Consider the following 21,346-nt stretch of genomic DNA (forward strand, 5'->3'; position numbering starts at 1 on the left):
CAGAACCGGCGGCTTTCCGGCCTCGCGGCCGGAGCGCCTAGCACTGTACCGGACGCACAGAAATCCCCAGCCGAGAGAGACTGCCGATGATCCCCATTACCGTGGTCGACGTCCGAGACGCGGAGGACCTGGTCGTCGAGGTGCTGCGATCCGGCGCCATCGCTCAGGGGCCGATGGTCAAGCGCTTCGAGGACGCTTTCGCGCAAGTCGCGGGCACGAAGCACGCCATCGCCGTGAACAACGGGACGACGGCGCTCGTCGCGTCGCTGCAGGCGCTGGACCTTCAGCCCGGGGACGAGGTGGTGACCTCGCCGTTCACCTTCGTCGCGACGCTGAACGCGATCCTGGAGGCGGGCGCGACCGTCCGGTTCGCCGACATCCGGCGCGACGACTTCGCGATCGACCCGGACGCGGTCGCCGCGGCGGTCGGCCCGCGCACCAAGGTGCTGATGCCGGTCCACCTGTACGGCCAAACCGCGGACATGGGCAAGCTCGCGCCGCTCGCCGCCGAGCACGGGCTGCGGATCATCGAGGACTCCGCGCAGGCCGTCGGCGCGTCGTTCGAGGGCAAGCAGGCCGGGTCGTACGGCATCGGCTGCTTCTCGCTGTACGCGACGAAGAACGTGACCACCGCCGAGGGCGGCGTGATCACCACGGACGACGACGCGCTGGCCGACAAGCTGCGCGTGATGCGCAACCAGGGCATGAAGGCCCGCTACCAGTACGAGATGGCCGGGCACAACTACCGGATGACCGACCTGCACGCCGCGGTCGGCATCCCGCAGCTGGAGAAGCTCGACCAGCTCACCGCTGCCCGCCAGGCCAACGCGAAGCGGCTGTCCGAGGGTCTCGCCGGCACGCCGGGCCTCGAGGTCCCGCAGGTGCTGCCGGGCCGCGAGCACGTGTGGCACCAGTACACCGTGCTGGTCGGCCCGCACGCGATGCTCTCGCGCGAGGAATTCGCTTCCGCGCTGACCGAAAAGGGCATCGGCAACGGGATCTACTACCCGAAGATCGTCTTCGACTACGACTGCTACCGCGGGCACCCGCTGATCCCGGACGCGCGCGTCGAGGACTTCCCGGTGGCGTCCGCCGTTGCCGCGCAAGCGCTTTCGCTGCCGGTGCACCCGCACCTGACCGAATCCCAGCTGGACCGGATCATCGAGGCCGTTCGCGAGGTACTGGGCGCATGACACACCGCATCGCACTCGTCGGCACCGGCAACATGGGCTCGCTGCACGCGCGTGTCCTGTCGCAGAACGACCGGGTGGACCTGGCCCGCGTGATCGACCCGCGCGAGGAAGCGGGCCGCGCGGTCGCCGACCGCTACGAAACCCAGTGGACGCCGGAAATCGGCTCGCTGTCCGATGTGGACGCGGTGGTGCTCGCCTCGGCCACCGAGGTGCATTACGAGCTGGCGCAGGAGATTCTCGGCCAGGGCAAGCCGATGCTGGTCGAGAAGCCGGTGTGCAACAGCCTCGAGTTTTCGCAGGAAATCGTTGCCCTGTCGGCGAAGAAGGACGTCCCGCTGATGTGCGGGCTCCTCGAGCGCTACAACCCGGCCGTGATGACCGCGCGGGCGCTGGTGAACGAACCGGTGCACCTGATGGCGCGCCGGCACGGCCCGTACGCGCCGCGGATCAAGACCGGCGTCGCGTGGGACCTGCTGGTGCACGACGTCGACCTGGCGATCCAGTTCTTCGGCGGGTCGACCCCGAGCCGGGTCACCTCCAGCGCCGGCTACTTCCACCCGCAGTCGGTCACCGGGGCCGAGGACACCATCGAAACGGTGCTGTCGTTCCCCGCCGGGCTGGCCACGGTGTCGGCCTCGCGGCTGGCGCAGCGCAAGGTCCGGTCGCTGACGGTGTCCGAATTGGACCGGATGATCGAGATCGACCTGCTGCGTCGCGACGTGACGATCTACCGGCACGTCTCGCACGATTCGGTCACCCCGGACGGCCTCGGCTACCGGCAGCAGACCGTCATCGAGATCCCGGAGCTGGTCACCGCGCGCGAGCCGCTGGCGACCCAGCTGGACCGGTTCGTCGACCTGCTGGAGGGCAAGGTCGACGCGGATGTCGAGCGGGCGCTGATCCTGCCGTCGCACGAGGTCGTGGCGCAGGTCCTGGCTGAAGCCGCCTGATTATTTAGTGAGGCGTTTGCCGTCCGCGGAGTAGGCGACCAGCGGGGTCGCGCTCTCCGCGGACGGTACGTCGTCCTGGTCGAACCAGAACACGACCACGTCCGGATCCTCGCTCCAGCGCGCCGTGTGCGCCGGGACCGTGCGACCGTCCACTGTGGTCTCGATGCGCGCGGCCGGCCCGCTGAAATAGCCGTAGACCGGCACCCAGGTATCGGACACGGTGGTGCCGCCCGAGGTGGCGTGGAAGCCGAAAGAGCGGTCCCTACCTTCGGATTCGTTGGCGAGGTAGAGCGGGCGCAGGTTGCCGTCCGGTTCGGACAGGCTGGCCATCACTCCGAATTGGACAGTCGGCAGGTTGTCCGGGTCGTCGATTTCCGTTGCGTAGAAGACAAGTTCCGCGCCGTCGGAGTAGGTGCCGGTGGAAATCACGTCACCGAGCGGCCGCGGCTCAGCCGACGTCGAAGCCGGTGCCGGTGCGGCGGTGCTCGTTGTCATTACCGACGGCGGAGGCGCTGCCGCCGCGTGCACCTGCTCCGGCGCACCGCCCGGCGAGCGCAACCAAGCCGCACCGAACACGACGGCGACCACCGCCACTGCCGCTCCCGAGGACGTCAGAAACCGCCGCCGACGCCGGATCCGCCCGCCGTCTTTGAAGATTCGCTCGAGATCGGGCTCCGCGAAGGGTTCCGCGGGCGCTTCCTGAAGCGCGGCGCGCAACCGGTCGAGTTCGTCCGTCACGCGCTCACCTCCCCGACCAGCGCGTCACCGTCCACGCGCAGTTTCGCCAGCGCGCGGGAATTGGTGCTCTTCACCGTGCCGACGGACACGCCCAATTCCTCGGCGACTTGGTGTTCCGGCAAATCGAAGAAATGCCGGAGCACGACCACGGCGCGTTCCCGGGCGGTGAGCCGGGCCAAGGCGTCGGAAAGCCATTCCCGATCCGTGACGGCATGCGAAATGTCCGGCACCTTCGACGGTTCCGGCATCTCCTCGGTGGCGTATTCGCGGATCGGGCGACGCCACATGTCGATGACGTGATTGGCGAGGACGCGCCGGGCGTAGGCGTAGGGGTTCTTGCGCCGCACCTTGGGCCAGGCGGCGTAGGTGCGGGTGAAGGCGGTCTGCGCGGCGTCCTCGGCCTGATGACGGTCGCCGGTGAGCAGGTAGGCGGCGTGGGTGAGGCGGGCAGAACAGGACCGCACGAAGTCGGCGAACTCGTCGTCCCCGCGCACGATCCCCCCTCTGTTTCCCGGTGGCCTTGCTGTCCAGGTTACGGGGGCGGGGGACGTGCGTCGACGTAATGGCTGGTCAGTCTTGTCTCAACGGCGACGCATGGTGTTCGGGTCAGCGCTGCGCGCGAGGGTCGACAAGTGCGCTCAGGTCGAGCTTCACCGGCGCGCCCGCGACCTCGAGTTCGACGGTGCCGGAATACTCGCCGAAATTCTCGTAATCGCCGTCGATGAGCCGGTAAGCAATCATGCTCACCGGCGGATCCAGATCCACGATCCAGTAATGCTCGATACCGGCGTCGGCGTACTCGAACAGCTTCGCGCCCTGGTCGACGTGCTTCGTTCCCGGGGACAGCACCTCGATCACCAGCTCGGCATCCGCCGCGGCGATCCGTGCTGGGTTGGACTCCGCGACCTCAGCCGAGGTCACGACGACGTCCGGAACGCGGATCGTCAGCGGGCTCTCGCACAGGAGCAGCTCCGCCTCGGCACCGGCGCTCATTTCCGGGCAGAGCTGCTCGTCGAGCAAGAAAGCCAACCGCGTCACGGACCGCAGGTGGAACCACATCGGACGCGGCGACGGCACGAGAACTCCGTCGACGACCTCAGCCCGGTCTTCCGGGCGGCCTGTCCAATCAGCGAAAACCGGCAAGATTCGAGAGTCAGCGCTGCGCGCGAGGGTCGATCAACGAGTTCAGATCGAGCTTCACTGGCACACCCGCGACCTCCAGCTCCACTCCGCCGGAATACTCGCCGAAATTCTCGTAATCACCGTCGATGAGCCGGTAAGCAATCATGCTCACCGGCGGATCCAGATCCACGATCCAGTAATGCTCGATCCCCGCATCGGCGTACTCGAAAAGCTTCGCACCCAGGTCGACGTCCTTGGTAGCAGGCGAAAGCACCTCGACCACCAGGGAAACGTCGCTCGCCCCGACTCGCGGGACGTTGGCTTCGATCAGGTCCGACGGGGCGACCAGCACATCCGGCACCCGCACGGTGGGCGGGATCTCGGCCAGCACCGTCTCGAATTCGCCTACCGCCACCAGTTCCGGCGGCAGCTGCATCGTCAGCAGATACGGCAATCTGCTGATGATCAGCTGGTGGAGCGACATCGGACGCGGCGACACTGACAGGACCCCTTCGACGACCTCGACTCGGACCTCCGGGTGCGCCGGAAGGTCCGCCCAGTCGTCAAGGGTCAGGAGGTGGTGAGGCCATTCAAGGACACTCATGAGATCTCCTTCACCGACAGTGACTGAGAGCAGTGTCCCATGTTACCCGGAGCATCCGCCAGCGCGTGACGCACCGTGTCCGAATCACTTCTCCGTGAAGTCGCCTGACGGAGAGCCCCACCCGGACGAGTCGTCCGACAGCGCTCGGCGGCGGGCGTTTTCCTCGCGGACCCGCTTGACCTCCGCCTCGATGTACTCCTCGTCGTAGCGCTGGAACACGCGCGCCGGGTTGCCCGCCACCAAGGAGCGTGCCGGGACGTCCTTCGCGACGACCGAGTTCGGCTGCACCGTCGCGAAGTCACCGATCGTGACGCCCGGCATGATCACCACGAGGCCGCCGATAAAGCAGCCCTTGCCGATTTTCACCGGCTTGCGTTCGATCAGGTCGCTGCCGGAATGGTTTTCCAGCGCCATGTTCGCGAGCCAGCTCGAATGCGTGAACACCAGCGTGTTCAGCCCGATGCTGGTGTGCTCTCCGATTTCCAGCCCGCCGCTGGCGTCGAGGGTCGCGCCCTCGCCGACCCAGCAGTGCTCGCCCATCGTGAGGTTGTCCGGGCTGACGATCTTGACTCGCTCGCGCACGCGGCACGACTCCGGCAGGCCGTAGAACGCGGCCCGCTCGGCGTCGTTCATGTACTGCGCGACGAGGTCGTTCAGGATCATCGGGCGCAGCCGGTTGCTGCGCTCGTCGTCGAAGAACATCAGTTGTCCGCCACCAGTTTCGTGAGCACCCGCAGGTGTTCCTCGGCCACTACGTCCAGTCCGAAGTTGTCCCGGACCATCGAGGCTTCCCGCTCGGCGATCCGCGCGCGTTCCTTCGGATCGTCCAAAAGGGACAGCACGGTGGACTTGACCGCCTCGGAATCGTTCGGCCGCACCAGCAGGATGTTCTCGCCGTTGTGCAGTTCGATGCCGGGGTAGTTGTCCTCGGTGACCGACGCGATGGTCGCCGTGCCGGACAGCATTGCCTCCAGGGACGCGGTGCCGCAGCCGCCGTTCAGGTCGTGCGTCACGATGTCCGCCGCCGCGAAGTACGCGGGCACGTCCGCCTTCGGCACCGCGCCGGTGACGATCAGTGCGTCGGCTACGCCCAGTTCCTTGGCTCGCTGCTGGAACGCGTCGTGGTACACCCGGCCGACGATCACCACGCGCAGGCCGGGGTGCCGCTCCAGAATGGCGGGCAGCGCCTCGATCAGCGGCAGGCGGTTGCGCAGCGGGATCACGTGTCCGAGCGACACGATCAGCGGCGCGTCCCCGATCTCCAGTTCCGCGCGCACGTCCTTGGTCACCGGCTTGGCGAAGTGCCCGGTGTCCACCGCGATCGGGAAGTACTCGGAGTTCTCGTCGCTCGTGCCGTAGCGCTCGACGCAGTAGTCCACGCCGAGCTTGTCGAGGATGACGAAGCGCGGGCGCAGATACTTCAGCACCGGGTTCACCAGCATCGCGTCCAGCGCCCGGAACACGCGGCCGTACATCTTGTTCTCGCTGATCAGCAGCGTGTGGATAGTGAGCAGAACGGGCAGCTTGTGCCGGCGCGCGTAGATGCCGACCATCCAGGACAGGTCGAAGAACTGTCCGTGCAGGTGCACCGCGTCCGGTTTGAACTCGTTCAGCAGCTTCCACAGCCGCCGCCAGTTGCCCGGCCGCATCGACGCGAACGTCATGTCGAAGTCGATCGACAGGCCGAGCTGCGGCATTTTCACCGCGGGGAGGCGCACGACGCGGTAACCGTCGCGCTCCTCTTCCGCCGGCGCGTCACCGTAGGCAGCGGTGATCGCCAGCACTTCGTGTCCGGCAGCCGCGTACTCGGCGGCCAGTGAGGCCGACATGTGCGCGCTCCCGCCCACGCGCGGCGGGAAGAAGTTGTTCACCACCACGATCCGCATGGGCTTTCCTTCGGCCGGGCCCGCAGTGCTCATTACGCATTCCCCTCGGAAGACGCGCCGACGGCGAGGCTCACTCGGAGTCCCGCACCAACGCGCGCATGCCCTCTTCGACGGTGATCTCCGGCTCCCAGCCGAGCACCTCGCGGGCCCGGGTGATGTCCGCGGCGCGGCGGGACACGAGGACGTCGCGCTTGTTGAACACCGGCTCGACGTCGACGCCGACCGCCTCGATGAGGATCTTCGCCAGGGTGGCGATCGAGGTGTCGATGCCGGTGCCGATGTTGATCGGCAGGTTCGACTGCTCCGACTCCAGCGCGGCGACGACGCCCTTGGCGAGGTCGGTCACGTGCACGAAGTCCATCGACTGGTCGCCCGCGCCGTCGATGATCGGCGGCTGGCCGGCGCGCAGGCGCTGGATGAAGTGGTTGATGACCGAGGTGTAGTACGCCTCGATCTTCTGGCCGGGGCCGTACACGTTGAAGAACCGCAGCGCGTTCCAGGAAAGGCCCTTGGTGCGCTCGTAGAAGCCGAGCAGGTCCTCGCCCGCGCGCTTCGAGATGCAGTACGGGGTGAGCGGGTTCAGCTTGTCGTCCTCGTGCATCGGCAGCTTCTCCGGCTCGCCGTACACCGAGGCGCTGGAAGCGAACACCAGGCGCTCGACGCCCTCGTCGGCCGCGGCCGCGAAGACGTTGTTGTTGCCGACCATGTTGATGTCGATCGACTCGCCCGGGTCCGCAATCGACTTGTTGATCGACACGGTGGCGAAGTGGATCGCGTGCGTGCAGCCGCGCATGGCCTCGCGGACGCCGACGCCGTAGCGCACGTCCTTCTCGACCAGTTCGACCTTGCCGGTGGCGACGAACTCGTTGACGCGGTCGCGGTCGCCGCGGGTCATGTTGTCGAAGATCCGGACCGTGTAGTCCTTCTCCAGCAGGATCGGGATCACGTGCGAGGCGATGAAACCGCCGGCGCCGGTGAAGAAAACTTTCTTGTCGGACATGGGTTCTCCTCAGGGAGGTCGGCGGGTCAGGAAAGAGCGGACACGGCTTCGCGCACGGTGGTGACCACGCGCTCGACTTCGCTGTCGGTGAGTTCCGCGTGCATCGGGATCGCCAGCTGGCGGCGGAAGGCGTCGGCGGAGACGGGCAGCGGCTGCTGCTCGCCGTACACCGGCTGCAGGTGGGAGGCGTAGGTGCCGAAGTTGCACTGCACGCCCTGCTCGCGGATCCGCAGGGCCAGCGCGTCGCGGCTGATCTCCGGGGCGACCGTCATCAGGTAGGCCTGCCACGGGTGTTCGCGGTCGGGAGCCTCGACCGGCACGGTCAGCGCGTCGACGTCCTCGAACGCCTCGTGGTAGCGCTTGGCCACCGAGCGGCGGGCGGCGAGCAGGTCGGGCAGCCGGTCGAGCTGGACGCCCATGATCGCGGCCTGGATGTCCGACAGCCGGAAGTTCCAGCCCAGCTCGTGGAAGGACGGGATCGGCAGCGTGTCCGAGCCTTCGCGGCTGATCGCGGGCTCGATGCCGTAGGTGTGGATCTTGCGCGCGTGCGCGATCAGGTCCTCGCGGTTCGAGACCAGCGCGCCGCCCTCGCCCGCGGTGATGCCCTTGCGGCCGTGGAACGAGAACGCGGCGAGGTCGGCGAGGCTGCCGGCCGGGCGGTTGCGGTAGGTCGCGCCCGCGGAGCAGGCGGCGTCCTCGAACAGCCACAGACCGTGCTTGTCGGCGATGGCGCGGTACTCGTCGAAGTCGCCGGGCTGGCCCGCGACGTCGACGGCGAGGATGCCGACCGTGCGCGGCGTGATGAGCGCTTCGATCGCGGCCGGGTCGGCGCTGAAGATGTCCGGGCGGATGTCGGCGAAGACCGGCTTCGCACCGGCCTGCAGCACGGCGTGGCCGGTCGCCGGGAAGGTGTAGTCGCCGACGATCACCTCGTCGCCGGGCTGGACGCCGAGCACCTTCAGTCCCAGGAACAGGGCGGAGCCGCAGTTGCTGGTGGCGAGAGCGTGCGCGGTGCCGGTCAGCTGCGCGAACCGCTCCTCGAAGCGACGGCACGCCGGGCCCGCGCCGGCCAGCCAGCCGGAACGGAACACTTCGGCGACGGCTGCGAGCTCTTCGTCGCCGACGGTCGGCTTCCCGAGCAGGACGGGTTCGCCCACTGTAGATCTCCTGTGCATCGGGGTGTCCCGCATTGCGCGGGGTCGCGCCAAAGTGTATAGAAGTCGCGTTTGCCTCCTGTTTCGGGGACAGAACCCACGGGTAAGCACCCGTTCCGGGCATAGGCTCACGGGATGCGGATCGGGGTGCTGGGGGCCGTCGTCGCTTGGGACGGCGCGGGCGGGACGGTCGCCGTGGGCGGCCCGCGAGGCCGGGCGCTGCTCGCGTTGCTCGCGGCGGACGCCGGGCGGTTCGTGTCCGCCGAGCGGCTCATCGACGGGCTCTACGGCGAGGAACCGCCGGACGGCGCGGCCAACGCGCTCCAATCGCAGGTTTCGCGGCTGCGCAGTGCGCTGAAACTGCCGATCGAACTCACCTCGGCGGGGTACCGCCTCCGGATCGAACCGGACGAAGTGGACGCGCACCGGTTCGAGCGGCTGGCCGGCGAGGGCCGCCGCGAACTGGCCGAGGGCGACCCGACGCGGGCCAGCGACCTGCTCGGCGAGGCGCTCGCGCTGTGGCGCGGACCGGCGTTCGCCGACGTCCCCGCCGCAGAGGTCCAGGCCACCCGGCTGACCGAACTGCGTGCCGAAGCGGCTGCCGACCGGGTCGACGCGGAGATCTCGCTCGGCCGCGCCGCCGACGTCCTCGACGAACTGCGCACCGCCATCGCCGAGAACCCGCTGCGCGAACGGTCGCGGGCTCAGCTGGTGCGAGCCTTGCACGCCACCGGGCGGACCGCCGAAGCGCTCGCCGCGTTCGAGGACGCCCGTCGCACCCTCGCCGACGAACTGGGCGCGGACCCTGGTCCAGACCTCACCGAGGCGCACCTGGCCGCCTTGCGCGGCGAGTCGGCGAACGCCGCGACCCCGTTGCCCGCACAGCTCACCAGCTTCGTCGGCCGGGACGGCGAACTGCGGCAGGTCGCGGATCTCCTGCGCCAGGCCCGGCTCGTCACGCTGCTCGGCCCCGGCGGGACCGGGAAGACCCGGCTGGCCATCGAAGCCGCGGCGAACGCGGGACCGTGCGTCTTCGTGGAGCTGGCCCCGCACGTCGCCGACGACGTTCCGCAAGCCGTCCTCACCGCGCTCGGCCTGCGCGAGGGCGCCCGCGGTCGCCAGGACCCGGTCGACCGCCTCGTCTCGGCCTTGCGCGACCAGGCGACGTTGCTGGTGCTGGACAACTGCGAACACGTCATCGCCGCAGCCGCGAGGTTGGTCGCGCAGCTGCTGCCCGCGTGCCCCGGGCTGCGGGTGCTGGCGACGAGCCGGGAACCGCTCGGCATCACCGGCGAACAGCTCGCGCCGATACCCCGCCTCGCCGTCCCACCGCCCGACGCACCCGACGCGGAGACCTACCCCGCCGTCCGGCTGTTCCTCGACCGCGCCCGGGCGAGCGACCCTGCTTTCCGGCTGACCGGCGAAACGGCGGCCGACGTCGTACGGATCTGCACCGCGCTCGACGGCCTGCCGCTCGCGCTGGAACTGGCCGCCGCCCGCGTGCGCACGCTGCCGGTCGCCGACATCGCCGCGCGGCTCGATGACCGCTTCCAGCTGCTGGCCCGCGGCAGCCGCACCGCCGACGAGCGGCACCGGTCGCTCCGCGGTGTCGTGGAGTGGAGCTGGGATCTCCTCGATGACGACGAACGCCGCCTCGCCCGTCGGCTGACCGTCTTCACCGGAGGCGCGACGCTCGCGTACGCCGAGCAGGTGTGCGACGTCCCCGTCGACCTGCTCCCCGAACTCGCCGACAAGTCGCTCGTCGAACCGTCGAGCGGGCGCTACCGGATGCTGGAGACGATCCGTGCGTTCTGCGTGGAAAAGCTCGACGCCGCAGGCGAGACCGAACGCTTCCGGCAAGCCCACGCGCAGGTTTTCCTCCGGCTCGTCGAGGAAGCCGACCCGAAGCTGCGTACCGCGGACCAGCTGGACTGGCTGCGGAAAATCGACGCTGAGTACGACAACATCGTGGCCGCGCTCCGGTGGTCGGCCGCGGCAGATCCGCCCACCGCGTTGCGGATCGCCGCCGCGCTGTCGATGTATTGGTGGCTGCGCGGACGCCGTTACGAAGGCGCGGCGCTGTCGATGGAAATCGTGCGCCACTGCCAAGCGGAGCCGCCGGAAGGGCACCGCGAGCAATTCCTCATGTGCCTGCTGACCGCGATGGCCGGTGCCCCGGAAGCCGCCGAGACGGCGAACTATCGGTCCTATGTGGAGCGGTACTTAGCAGAAAGCTCCTGGACCCCGGAGCATCCGATGATGCTCATGCTGTCCGGTGTCGTGCTCGGGCCGCCCGACGACGAGGACGCGCGGCTCCGGCTGTCCGGGCTTGAAAAGCATCCCGACCCGTGGCTCACCGCGCTCGTGCCGATGGGCGACGGTCTGCGCGCGATGCTCGCCGGGGAACTCGACGAAGCCGAACGCGGTCTGCGAGAAGGCGAGGCGTGCTACCGGGCGCTCGGCGAACGCTGGGGACTGTCGATGGCGCTCGACCACCTGTCGCAACTGCTGGTTTTGCGCGGCCGCCACGAGGAAGCGCTCGCCGCGATGACCGAGTCCCTGTCGCTCATGCAGACGCTCGGCGCGACCGACGACTACGCGGACCTCCTGTGCCGTCGCGGCGACAGCCGAGCGTTGCGCGGCGACCTCGCCGGCGCGAAGGCCGACTACGAGCGGACCGTCGAACTCGCCCATCGCACCGGGATGCCCGAGACGCGAGCCAGCGGTCACGTCGGTCTGTCCGGCATCGCCCGCCGCTCCGGAGATCTGGCCGGTGCGCGGGCGCTGGCCGAGCAGGCGCTCGCCGAATGCGCGGCGGACTCGTTCTCGGCCGCCATCGTGCGGGCAGCCGCGTCGATCGCGCTCGGCTGGATCGACGTGGCCGAGCACCGCCCGGAGGATGCTCGCCGCAGAATGCAGCTCGGCGTCGAAACCGCGCACCGCTGGCATGACCACGGGTCACTGGCCACCGCGTTCGAGGGCGTCGCCGGGGTCTTCGCCGAGGAGGGCCGGTTCGCCGATGCCGCAGCCTTGCTCGGCGCGGCGGCCGCGGTGCGCGGGGCCGCCGTGCCCGGCCAGCACGATGTCGCGCAGGTCACCGAGGCCGCGGAGAAGGCGCTCGGACCGGACGGGTTCACCGCCGCGTACACCGCCGGTAAGCAGCTAGAACCGCATCACCGCCTCGCGCTGGCCGGATTGTCCCCGGTTCAGTGAACGGGTACCACGCCGTCGGGGGGTACGCAGCGCCGCACCGGAGCGCGTAGCCTTCCCTGCCGTGCGGAACGTAGTTGTGATCGGTGGGGGAATCGTCGGGCTGTCGGTCGCGTGGGAGCTGTCCCAGCGCGGCCAGGACGTGACGGTGCTCGAAAAGGAAGCTCGCTGGGCGGCGCACCAGACCGGGCACAACTCCAACGTCGTGCACGCCGGGCTCTACTACAAGCCCGGTTCGTTCAAGGCGCGGATGTCGGTCGGCGGCAACCGGTCCATTGTGGATTTCGCCAGGCAGTACGGGGTGCCGGTGCAGGTGTGCGGCAAGCTCGTCGTGGCGACCCGCGAGGAGGAGATCCCCGCGCTGGACACGCTCGCCGAACGGGCCGAGGCCAACGGCGTGCCCGCCAAGCGGATCACCCCCGCGGAGGCCCGCGAGTACGAGCCGGAGGTGTCCTGCGTCGCCGCGCTGCGCGTCGAGTCGACCGGCATCATCGACTTCCCCGCGGTGTGCGCGGCGCTCGTGCGGCTGCTCGACGAGGCGGACGCGGACCTGCGGCTGAACACCCCCGCGCTGGGCATCCGCCCGGCTCGCGGCGGCGGGGTCGAGGTGGCCACCGGCTCCGAGGTGCTGCACGCGGACGCGCTGGTCAACTGTGCCGGTCTGCACGCGGACCGCGTCGCCGAGATGGCCGGCATCACGCCGAGCGCGCGCATCGTGCCGTTCCGCGGCGAGTACTACGAGCTGAAGCCGGAGCGCCGCCACCTCGTGCGCGGCCTGATCTACCCGGTGCCGGACCCGACGCTGCCGTTCCTGGGCGTGCACCTGACCCGCATGCTGGACGGCAGCGTCCACGCGGGCCCGAACGCCGTGCTCGCGCTGCGCCGCGAGGGCTACCGCTGGGCGGACGTGTCGGTGAAGGATCTCGCCGACGTCGCCCGCTTCCCCGGTGCCTGGAAGCTCGCCCGCAAGTACGCGTACCCGACCGGCCTCGAAGAGGTGCTGCGGTCGTTCTCGAAGAAGCGGTTCGCCGCCAGCCTCGCGCAGCTCGTGCCCGCGGTGACCGAGGACGACATCGTCCGTCACGGTTCAGGCGTCCGGGCACAGGCGCTGCGCCCGGACGGCTCGCTGGTGGACGACTTCCTCATCGAGTCCACAAAGGACCAGGTGCACGTGCTCAACGCGCCGAGCCCGGCGGCGACGAGCGCGCTGGAGATCGCCAAGTACATCGCCGACCGGGTGACCGACTGAACCGTCCGATGTAGACGGTTCAGGAAGGCAGATTCCCCGACACCATCGGGATTCCGGCCTTGATCGCGTCGCACGCCTTGGTCTTGTCGGCCAGCTGCCCGCTGACGATCTGGATCGAGGCGGTGTCCGAAACCGGGAGCCCGGCCGCGCAGATCACGCCGCCGGAATCGTTGAAGTTCGGGAACAGCGACCACTTCCGGCCGTTCACGTCGATCTGCTCGGTCGGCGCGACCTCCATGCCGGGCCAGCGTTTCAGCGGAACGTCCGGCCCGACCCAGACCTCGAACGGCTTCTGCCCGCCGTCGCCGTCGGTGTCCTTCCACAGGCAGTAGGTCACGTTCGGCGAGATGACCTTCGAGCTGTCGAGTTCGCCGTTCGGCACCATTTTCAGCTGCTGCGCCTGTTCCGGCTTCAACAGCTGGCACGGATTGACCGACGCGAGCGGCCCGGTCGGCGCGGTGCCCTCCGGCGGCGTGCTCGGCGCGATCGACGGCGCGGGCTGCCCGCCCGGCAGGTGCGCGGCGACCTGCGGGATGACCTTCTTCGCGCGTTCGCACGCCTGCGCGTCGTCCGGATAGGACACGCTCACGAAGGCGAACGACTTCGGGCCGAGCGTCGTGTACAGGTCGCAGCTGCCGTTGATGAACCCGGCGTAGCGCGTCCACGGGAAGCCGCCGAGCTGTACCGGGTCGGCCTTTTTGAGGGCGCCCTGGAGGTAGTCGTCGAGGCTCAGGTCCACCGACCAGCCGACGGACATGACCACCGTGTGGTCGGTGTCCGTCCCGGTCCACAAGCACATCGCGGGCGCGCGCTGTTCCTTGCGCGCCTTCACCGACCGGCCCGGCGGCTTGTAGCCGAGCCCGGCGAGCTGCTTCGCGTCGAGAAGCTGGCACGGCTCGACGACCGGCGTGACCGGCCCCTGCCCCGGCACCGGCGAAGCCACGCCGCTCACCTGCTGCGTGCACCCGGCGAGCAGCATCGCGACCGCCGCCAGGGCGACCGCCGCTTGTTTGCACCTCATCAGCTGCCTCCTCCGCTCCGCACCCTACTGAGCAGCGGGGTTCCGCACCTGCGGAACGCGAAGGAAGGACCGGAGATCACGGTTTCGGCACCGCGCGCCGCAGGACGAACGCGGAAACCCCGGCGGCCGCCACGACCACCGCGGCGGCGGCGATCGCGATGGCCATCGTGGTTCCGTTCACCTGCGGCCGGAACGGATGCGAGTTCGGCACCAGCAGGATGACGCCGGAGCCGATCGCCGCGAGCAGCAGACCGAACAGCCAGATCCGCAGGGCGCCTTGCCGGAGCGTCGCGAGGAACTGCGCGTCCGCGGACCGGAACATCGGCCGCCGATCCCGCCCCCGGACCAGCATGACCCCGTTGACGACGAGGCAGAACGCCGCGCCGCCGATCGCGATCAGCCCGAACCGGAACGACGCGTGCGTCCCCTTTTCCGCGGCGAAGAGCAGCCAGCCCGCGACCGCGAGCACGGCGAACGCCAGCGCATAGTCCACTGTGGCCAGCGCACCGGCCTTGCGCAGAGCGGGGATCAGGGCTCTGTCGGATTCCATCTGAGGTTGTCTCGCCTTCGCGAAGTTCAGCGCTTGACCGGCTCCAGCACCTCAAGCCCGCCGAGGAACGGACGCAGCGCCACCGGCACCCGGACCGAACCGTCGGGCTGCTGGTGGTTCTCCACGATCGCGACGATCCAGCGCGTGGTCGCCAGCGTGCCGTTCAGGGTGGCGGCCGTCTGCGGCTTTCCGTTGTCGTCGCGGTAGCGGACGGACAGCCGGCGGGCCTGGAAGGTGGTGCAGTTGGACGTCGAGGTCAGCTCGCGGTAGGTCTCCTGCGTCGGGACCCACGCCTCGCAGTCGTACTTGCGGTAGGCGGACGTGCCGAGGTCGCCGGTCGCGGTGTCGATGACCCGGTACGGGACCTCGATCGCGGCGAGCATGTCCTCTTCCCAGCCCAGCAGCCGCTCGTGCTCGGCCTCCGCGTCCTCCGGCTTGGCGAACACGAACATCTCGACCTTGTCGAACTGGTGCACCCGGATGATGCCGCGGGTGTCCTTGCCGTACGACCCGGCCTCGCGGCGGTAGCACGACGACCAGCCCGCGTAGCGGCGCGGACCGGCGGCGAGGTCGAGGATCTCGTCCGAGTGGTAGCCCGCGAGCGGGACCTCCGACGTGCCCACGAGGTACAGGTCGTCGTCGCGCAGCCGGTACACCTCCGACGAGTGCGCGCCGAGGAAGCCGGTGCCCGCCATGATTTCCGGGCGGACCAGCGACGGCGTGATCATCGGCGTGAAGCCGTTCGCCGTCGCGCGCGCCACGGCCATGTTCAGCAGCGCGAGCTGCAGCTGCGCGCCGACGCCGGACAGGAAGTAGAACCGCGAACCCGACACCTTCGCGCCGCGCTCCATGTCGAGCGCGCCGAGGCCTTCCATCAGGTCGAGGTGGTCGCGCGGGGCGAAGTCGAACGACGGCACCTCGCCGACGGTCTTCAGCACCGCGAAGTCGTCCTCGCCGCCGATCGGCGCGTCCGGGTGCACCAGGTTCGGCAGGATCCGGAACAGCTTGTCGAACTCCTCCGACGCCTCGTTCTGCTCGACCTCGGCGGCCTTGACCTGCGCCGACAGGTCCTTGGCGCGGGCGAGCAGGGCGGGCTTGTCCTCGGCGGAGGCCTTCGGCACCTGCTTGGACACGGACTTCTGCTCGGCCCGCAGCTTGTCGGCGGTCGCGATCGCAGAGCGGCGGCGCTGATCGAGGTCGAGCAGCTTGTCGACCACTCCCTCGTCCTCGCCACGGGCACGCTGCGACGCGCGCACGGCTTCCGGGTCTTCGCGCAGAGTCCTGGGGTCAATCACGGACAGAAGGGTAGTCGCAGGCCAGCCACGGCTTCGACGCGGTTTCCCGTACACACTGTGCGCCGCCCCGAAGACAACCCGACAGTCTGATCGTTGTCGCCCGTTTCCCGCGCTCCCCATACTCGCTAGAACCCGGAGCGGAGGGAACTCACATGACCGACGACCTGCTCGCGCGCCACCGCGCGGTGCTCCCGTCCTGGATGTCCCTGCTGTACGACGAGCCGATCGAAATCGTGCACGCGCAGGATCGCCGTCTGACCGATTCCACCGGCCGCACCTACCTCGACTTCTTCGCCGGCGTGCTCACCAACGCCATGGGCTACGACGTCCCCGCGATCAGCGACGCGGTCCGCAAGCAGCTCGACACCGGCGTCCTGCACACCTCGACGCTGTACCTGATCCGCTCGCAGGTCGAACTCGCCGAACGGATCGCGCGGCGCTCCGGCATCCCGGACGCCAAGGTGTTCTTCACCAACTCCGGCAGCGAGGCCAACGACACCGCGCTGATGCTCGCCACCCAGTACCGCCGCAGCAACCAGGTGCTGGCGATGCGGAACTCGTATCACGGCCGGTCGTTCGGCACGGTCGCGATCACCGGCAACCGCGGCTGGTCGGCGTCGTCGCTGAGCCCGATCAAGGTCAACTACGTCCACGGCGGCTACCGCTACCGCAGCCCCTTCCGCGACCTGCCGGACACCGCCTACATCGACGCCTGCGTCGCCGACCTGGTGGAACTCCTGGAAACCGCCACCGCGGGCGACGTGGCCTGCCTGATCGCCGAGCCGATCCAGGGCGTGGGCGGCTTCAGCTCCCCGCCGGACGGCCTGTTCAAGGCGATGAAGGAAGTCCTGGACGAGCACGGCATCCTCTTCATTTCCGACGAGGTCCAGACCGGCTGGGGCCGCACCGGCGACCATTACTGGGGCATCGAGGCCCACGACGTGGTGCCGGACATGATGACCTTCGCCAAGGGCCTCGGGAACGGCCTGGCGGTGGGCGGCGTGGTCGCCCGGGGCGACGTCATGGACTGCTTCCAGGCAGAGTCGTTCTCCACTTTCGGCGGCAACCCGGTGTCCATGCAGGGCGCGCTGGCCGTCCTCGACTACATCGACGAGCACGACCTGCAAGCCAACTGCAAAGCCCGCGGCGACCAGTTGATGCGCGGCCTGCGCGCGGCGAACAGCCCCTACGTCGGCGAGGTGCGCGGCAAGGGGCTGATGATCGGCGTCGAACTGATCGAACCGGGCACCACGACGCCGAATACCGCTGCCGCCAAGCAAATGCTGGAAGAAACGAAAAAGCGCGGACTGCTCATCGGAAAGGGCGGGCTGCACAAAAACGTCCTGCGGATCGGGCCCCCGATGACGCTGACCGAAGCCGAGGCGGCCGAAGGACTGCAGATCCTGCTCGACTCGCTGGCCGCCCTGTCCTGACCGCTCGCTCCGCCCGGTTTTGTCGTACCCCGGTGCGAAGATCCGTGCTCGTGAACACCGAACAGTTCTGGGCCCTGATCGACGAGGCACGCGGCCAGGCCTCCGCACCGGAAGACAGCTACGAGGTAGCCGAACAAGCCTGCGCCTTGCTCGCCGCGCGCCCGCGGGAGGAGATCGTGGCCGCCCAGCAGATCGTCTGGGACCTGCTGGCCGACTCCTACCGCGGCCCGCTGTGGGCAGCCGCCTACCTCGCCAACGGCGGCTGCTCCGACGACGGCTTCGAGTACTTCCGCGGCTGGTTGGTCCTTCAGGGCCGGGAGGTCTTCGAGCGGATCGTGGCCGCCCCGGACGAACTGGCTGAGCTGCCCGCGGTGCGCGCAGCCGCCGTGGACGGCGAAGAATTGGAGTGCGAAGCCACCCTGGGCATCGCCTCGAGCGCGCACATCGACGCGACCGGAGAGGAGCTTCCGGCTGACTCGTTCACCATCCGGTACCCGCCGCTGGATCCCGAGTGGGAGTTCGACTACGAGGACGCCGAAGAGATGCGGCGCAGGCTGCCCCGGCTCGCCGCGGCGTACCTGAACTGATCCCTGCCGTGCGGGTGCTGTCCAGTCAGCGCCGTACGAACCGCGCCACGTGCTCCGCGAGCGTCTCCCCCGCGTCCTCCTGCAGGAAGTGCCCAGCCCCGGCCACCGTCGGGTGGTCCAGACCAGCTGCCCCGCGCATCGAACGCTGCAGAATCGGCCCCATCGCGCCGGTGATCGGGTCGCCGTCCGAGAACGCGCACAAGAACGGCACGTCCAAATCCGTCAACGTCGCCCACGCCGCCCGATTGGCGTCCGACGCCGGATCGTCCGGTCGCGTCGGCACCAGCCCCGGCATCGCCCGCGGCCCGGCCTTGTACATCTCGTTCGGGAACGGCGCGTCGTAAGCCGCCCGGATGTCCTCCGGCAGCGGCGTCTTGCACCCGGACTGCACACACCGTCCGACGTCCAGAATCTGCGCGCCCTCCACGGCTTCCCGGAACTTGTGCCACACCGGCGGCATGTCCACGTCCCCGGTCGGCAGCCCGGTGTTGGCCGCGACCACCCCGGCGAACCGCCCCGGATGCTCAGCCACCAGCCGCAGCCCGATCAACCCGCCCCAGTCCTGCCCGACGACCGTGACCCCTTCGAGCCCGAGCACGTCGAACGCGAACCGCCGCATCCATTCGACGTGCCGCGCGTACGTGTGGTCGACGATCTCCGCCGGCTTGTCCGAGCGGCCGAACCCGACCAGGTCCGGGGCGATCGCCCGCAGCCCGGCATCGGCCAGCACCGGAAGCATCTTCCGGTAGAGGAACGACCAGCTCGGCTCGCCGTGGAGCAGCAGAACGGGCGGCCCCTCCGCGGGCCCGGCCTCGACGTAGCCGACTCTGATCAGCCCGCCGTCCGGGTCGGACAGGTCGGTGTACTGAGGTTCGAAGGCGAAATCGGGCAGGTCCGCGAACCGGTCTTCCGGCGTCCTGAGGAGTCGCACGGTTCCCACGTTAGTGGGAACGGGACCGCGCGGCAGTGCGCGAACGCTACGAAATCGCTACCGCGACGACCAGCCCGAGCCCGAGGTGCGCCGCCGCGACGACGATGCTCGCCGGCGCGAACTTCTCGCTCTGGATGGTGGACCCGACGTCGATCCGGGTCGCCCACTCCAGCAGCCGCACCGCCAGCACCTGCACGATGACCCCGATCAGGCCGTAGACCAGCGACGTGATCAGCCCGGCGGTCAGGTCGCTCGCGGAGCTGTAGATCGCCACGACCACGATGAACGCCATCGACAGCAGCCCGGACGCGGTCACGATCACCGCGTTCGGCAGCCCGCGGGTGACCAGCTTCGACAGTTTGCCCGGCGTGGTGAAGTCGATCGCGTAGAAGCCGGCGAACATCAGCAGCAGGCCGACGATGCCGTACAGCAGGATCGCGCCGATCCCGCGCACGAGATCGGAACCGAAGGTCGCGGGCAGCGCGAGGGTCGTGGTCACGGGGTCTCCCTGGATGGCCAATTCAGCCAGTTGAATCGGACATCCAGGGTTGTATCACGACTCCGGGATCCGGTGCGGCACAAACGCCGCGCCGTCGTCGGTGACGAGTCCGCTGGTCTCGCGGATGCCGAGCCCCGCCGACTGGTCGCCGACGATCCACGCGCCGAGCGCGGGCCGGTACCCGTCGAACTCGGGCAGCGGGTCGAACGCCTGGTAGACGTAGCCTTCCGCGCCGTAGACGCCGTCGGTCTGCGTCTCGTACCCGGTGGCCACGATCTGCACGTTCGCGCCCTCGCGGCCGAGCTTCGGCTTGCGCACGTACTCGGTGAGCAGGCCGGGATCGTCAGCGAACGCGGGCAGCAGGTTCGGGTGCCCGGGATAGTTCTCCCACAGCACGGCGAGCAGCGTCTTGTTCGACAGCAGCATCTTCCACAGCGGTTCGACCCACAGCGTGCGCGGCATGGTCTCCACCGCGAACTTGCCGAACTCCTCGTCGACGACCCACTCCCACGGGTACAGCTTCACCACCGTGGACATCTGTCCCTCGGCGAGGTCGACGAACCGCTTGAGCACCGGGTCCCAGCCGATCTCCTCGATCGCGAGCCCGACCGTGTCGAGCCCGGCCTCGGCCGCGGTCTCCTGCAGGTACGCCGTGGTCACGTGGTCCTCGCCGCTCGGGTCGGCGGAGGACCAGGTGAAGTGCAGTTCGTTCGACGGCAGCTTCCCGCCGATCTCCTCCCAACGCTCGACCAGCTTCTCGTGGATGGAGTTCCACTGGTCGTCTTCCGGGAAGACGTCGGTCTTCCAGTGCCACTGCAGCAGCGACGCCTCCAGCAGCGTGGTCGGCGTGTCCGCGTTGTACTCCAGCAGCTTGGCCGGCGACTTGCCGTCGTAGCGCAGGTCGAAGCGGCCGTAGACGTGCGGGTCCTGCCGCTTCCACGACTCCGCGATGTGCGGCCACACCCATTCCGGGATGCCGAAGCGCTGGTACTGCTCGGTGGTCACGACGTTGTCGACGGCCTCCAGGCACATCGAATGCAGCAGTTCGACGTCCGCCTCGAGCGAGAGCACCTCGTCCATGTCGAAGACGTAGTGCACCGATTCGTCCCAGTACGGACGCGGTTTGCCGGTGCCGTCGCGCGCCGGGGTGCCGTAGACCAGGCCCTGCTCTTCGACGATCCGCTGCCAGTCGCGGCGCGGTTCCCGCCGGTCCCGATACACCTATGAGCCTCCGCTCTTCCCGGTCCCGCCGAAGCTGCTGCCGCTCTTGCCGCTGATGCCGAACCCGCCGCGCTGGACGCTGGTGCCCGACTTGGTCGAAACGTTGGTGTTGCCCGACGGCGCGGTGTAGCTGCCGCCGGACACGTGCTGCCCGATGCTGCCGCTGCCGCCGTAGTTGTAGCGGTACTGCGAGTAGCCGCCGCCCGGGAGCGGGATGATCCAGAACCCGCCGCTGTAGTGCCCGCCGTGGCTGGTCGCGTAGCTCTCGTCGCAGTACTTGTCGTCCTGGATTACTCCGTCGGACGTGACACAGGACGCGGTCATCTCGGCGGGCTTCGCGATCGTGTAGAACGTCGCGACCAGCCCGACGAGACCGACAGTGACCCCGCTGCCGATCAGGATCTTGCGTTTGGTGGCCGCCTTCGCGTCCGCCGCCTCCCGGGCCGCGACGGCTGCCTGCCGTTCGCGTTCCTGGTCGGCGATGGCCTGCTTGCGGGCCCGTTGTTCGGCCACCGAGGGCTGCCGGGGCTGCGTGTTCGCGTCCTGGAACCGCATCGAACCCGGCTTCTTCGGCTCCTCGGGCGGCTGCACGCCGCTGTTGTCGTCTTGCGTCATGTGCGCTCCGTAATCCCCCAGCACTGCAAACCCCGCGTTCTACCCTAATCGACCCGGCACACGCGCGGTTCATGCGGCGCGGGCATCA

General features: G+C 69.2%; 21 protein-coding genes. 6 read left to right on the top strand and 15 right to left on the bottom strand.

Going from position 1 to position 21,346, the window contains the following annotated elements:
- The first annotated feature begins 86 nt into the window (after window positions 1–86).
- Both DMP23_RS33050 and DMP23_RS33055 read left to right on the top strand, forming a co-directional pair.
- On the top strand, window positions 87–1,193 hold the full coding sequence (locus DMP23_RS33050; protein WP_043837824.1) for a DegT/DnrJ/EryC1/StrS family aminotransferase: 1,107 nt from the start codon (window positions 87–89) through the stop codon (window positions 1,191–1,193).
- Window positions 1,190–2,143, top strand: a complete 954-nt coding sequence (locus DMP23_RS33055) for a Gfo/Idh/MocA family protein (protein WP_037807086.1) — start codon at window positions 1,190–1,192, stop codon at window positions 2,141–2,143. The genes DMP23_RS33050 and DMP23_RS33055 overlap by 4 nt, the downstream gene beginning before the upstream one ends.
- Here DMP23_RS33055 and DMP23_RS33060 read toward each other — a convergent pair whose 3' ends face one another.
- From DMP23_RS33060 to DMP23_RS33095, 8 genes are all read right to left on the bottom strand, one after another.
- On the bottom strand, window positions 2,144–2,881 hold the full coding sequence (locus DMP23_RS33060; RefSeq protein WP_238603610.1) for a hypothetical protein: 738 nt from the start codon (window positions 2,879–2,881) through the stop codon (window positions 2,144–2,146). It lies immediately after the preceding gene.
- Window positions 2,878–3,378, bottom strand: coding sequence for a SigE family RNA polymerase sigma factor (locus DMP23_RS33065; RefSeq protein ID WP_037807080.1), 501 nt, complete (start codon window positions 3,376–3,378; stop codon window positions 2,878–2,880). Before DMP23_RS33065 ends, DMP23_RS33060 begins: the two co-directional genes overlap by 4 nt.
- 109 nt (window positions 3,379–3,487) lie before the next feature.
- Window positions 3,488–4,024: a Uma2 family endonuclease gene (locus tag DMP23_RS33070; RefSeq protein ID WP_337823440.1), complete on the bottom strand. Its 537-nt coding sequence runs from the start codon at window positions 4,022–4,024 to the stop codon at window positions 3,488–3,490.
- Between the two features lie 10 nt (window positions 4,025–4,034).
- The gene (locus DMP23_RS33075; RefSeq protein WP_337823441.1) at window positions 4,035–4,607 is read right to left on the bottom strand and encodes a Uma2 family endonuclease; all 573 of its coding nucleotides are present in this window, start codon (window positions 4,605–4,607) and stop codon (window positions 4,035–4,037) included.
- Window positions 4,608–4,691: 84 nt separating this feature from the next.
- Window positions 4,692–5,309, bottom strand: coding sequence for a DapH/DapD/GlmU-related protein (locus tag DMP23_RS33080; protein ID WP_037807071.1), 618 nt, complete (start codon window positions 5,307–5,309; stop codon window positions 4,692–4,694).
- Window positions 5,309–6,526: a glycosyltransferase family 4 protein gene (locus DMP23_RS33085; RefSeq protein ID WP_374204169.1), complete on the bottom strand. Its 1,218-nt coding sequence runs from the start codon at window positions 6,524–6,526 to the stop codon at window positions 5,309–5,311. The genes DMP23_RS33080 and DMP23_RS33085 overlap by 1 nt, the downstream gene beginning before the upstream one ends.
- 37 nt (window positions 6,527–6,563) lie before the next feature.
- Window positions 6,564–7,493: an NAD-dependent epimerase/dehydratase family protein gene (locus DMP23_RS33090; protein WP_134664465.1), complete on the bottom strand. Its 930-nt coding sequence runs from the start codon at window positions 7,491–7,493 to the stop codon at window positions 6,564–6,566.
- A gap of 26 nt (window positions 7,494–7,519) precedes the next feature.
- The gene (locus DMP23_RS33095; protein ID WP_443111304.1) at window positions 7,520–8,668 is read right to left on the bottom strand and encodes a DegT/DnrJ/EryC1/StrS family aminotransferase; all 1,149 of its coding nucleotides are present in this window, start codon (window positions 8,666–8,668) and stop codon (window positions 7,520–7,522) included.
- 114 nt (window positions 8,669–8,782) lie between these two features.
- Here DMP23_RS33095 and DMP23_RS33100 point away from each other — a divergent pair, with 114 nt between their 5' ends.
- The gene (locus DMP23_RS33100) at window positions 8,783–11,860 is read left to right on the top strand and encodes a BTAD domain-containing putative transcriptional regulator (protein WP_337823443.1); all 3,078 of its coding nucleotides are present in this window, start codon (window positions 8,783–8,785) and stop codon (window positions 11,858–11,860) included.
- A gap of 61 nt (window positions 11,861–11,921) precedes the next feature.
- Window positions 11,922–13,106, top strand: a complete 1,185-nt coding sequence (gene lhgO / locus DMP23_RS33105) for an L-2-hydroxyglutarate oxidase (protein ID WP_037807063.1) — start codon at window positions 11,922–11,924, stop codon at window positions 13,104–13,106.
- A 19-nt stretch (window positions 13,107–13,125) separates the two neighbouring features.
- Here the strand turns inward: lhgO and DMP23_RS33110 are convergent, their stop codons facing one another.
- From DMP23_RS33110 to serS, 3 genes are all read right to left on the bottom strand, one after another.
- Window positions 13,126–14,127, bottom strand: a complete 1,002-nt coding sequence (locus DMP23_RS33110; RefSeq protein ID WP_134664470.1) for a DUF3558 family protein — start codon at window positions 14,125–14,127, stop codon at window positions 13,126–13,128.
- A gap of 76 nt (window positions 14,128–14,203) precedes the next feature.
- The gene (locus DMP23_RS33115) at window positions 14,204–14,677 is read right to left on the bottom strand and encodes a hypothetical protein (RefSeq protein WP_337823444.1); all 474 of its coding nucleotides are present in this window, start codon (window positions 14,675–14,677) and stop codon (window positions 14,204–14,206) included.
- A gap of 26 nt (window positions 14,678–14,703) precedes the next feature.
- The gene (gene serS / locus DMP23_RS33120) at window positions 14,704–15,972 is read right to left on the bottom strand and encodes a serine--tRNA ligase (protein ID WP_078870231.1); all 1,269 of its coding nucleotides are present in this window, start codon (window positions 15,970–15,972) and stop codon (window positions 14,704–14,706) included.
- Window positions 15,973–16,124: 152 nt separating this feature from the next.
- Here serS and DMP23_RS33125 point away from each other — a divergent pair, with 152 nt between their 5' ends.
- Together DMP23_RS33125 and DMP23_RS33130 are read left to right on the top strand one after the other, a co-directional pair.
- A complete protein-coding gene (locus DMP23_RS33125; protein ID WP_037807052.1) occupies window positions 16,125–17,405 on the top strand; it encodes an aspartate aminotransferase family protein in 1,281 nt (426 codons plus the stop codon).
- A 50-nt stretch (window positions 17,406–17,455) separates the two neighbouring features.
- Window positions 17,456–17,992: a DUF4240 domain-containing protein gene (locus DMP23_RS33130; RefSeq protein WP_337823445.1), complete on the top strand. Its 537-nt coding sequence runs from the start codon at window positions 17,456–17,458 to the stop codon at window positions 17,990–17,992.
- A 25-nt stretch (window positions 17,993–18,017) separates the two neighbouring features.
- Here the strand turns inward: DMP23_RS33130 and DMP23_RS33135 are convergent, their stop codons facing one another.
- Genes DMP23_RS33135 through DMP23_RS33150 form a run of 4 tightly spaced genes read right to left on the bottom strand, consistent with a single transcriptional unit; the run spans window position 18,018 to window position 21,258 of the window.
- Entirely contained in the window at window positions 18,018–18,932 is a 915-nt protein-coding gene (locus tag DMP23_RS33135; protein ID WP_337823446.1) for a haloalkane dehalogenase, read from the bottom strand.
- Between the two features lie 37 nt (window positions 18,933–18,969).
- A complete protein-coding gene (locus DMP23_RS33140; RefSeq protein WP_134727966.1) occupies window positions 18,970–19,422 on the bottom strand; it encodes a DUF350 domain-containing protein in 453 nt (150 codons plus the stop codon).
- Window positions 19,423–19,476: 54 nt separating this feature from the next.
- Window positions 19,477–20,643, bottom strand: coding sequence for a glutathionylspermidine synthase family protein (locus DMP23_RS33145; protein ID WP_037807043.1), 1,167 nt, complete (start codon window positions 20,641–20,643; stop codon window positions 19,477–19,479).
- Window positions 20,644–21,258 (bottom strand): hypothetical protein, encoded by a 615-nt coding sequence (locus DMP23_RS33150; protein WP_337823447.1) that lies wholly within the window; start codon window positions 21,256–21,258, stop codon window positions 20,644–20,646.
- Between the last annotated feature and the right edge of the window lie 88 nt (window positions 21,259–21,346).

Source organism: Amycolatopsis sp. A1MSW2902, assembly GCF_017312175.1.
GTDB classification, from domain to species: domain Bacteria; phylum Actinomycetota; class Actinomycetes; order Mycobacteriales; family Pseudonocardiaceae; genus Amycolatopsis; species Amycolatopsis nivea.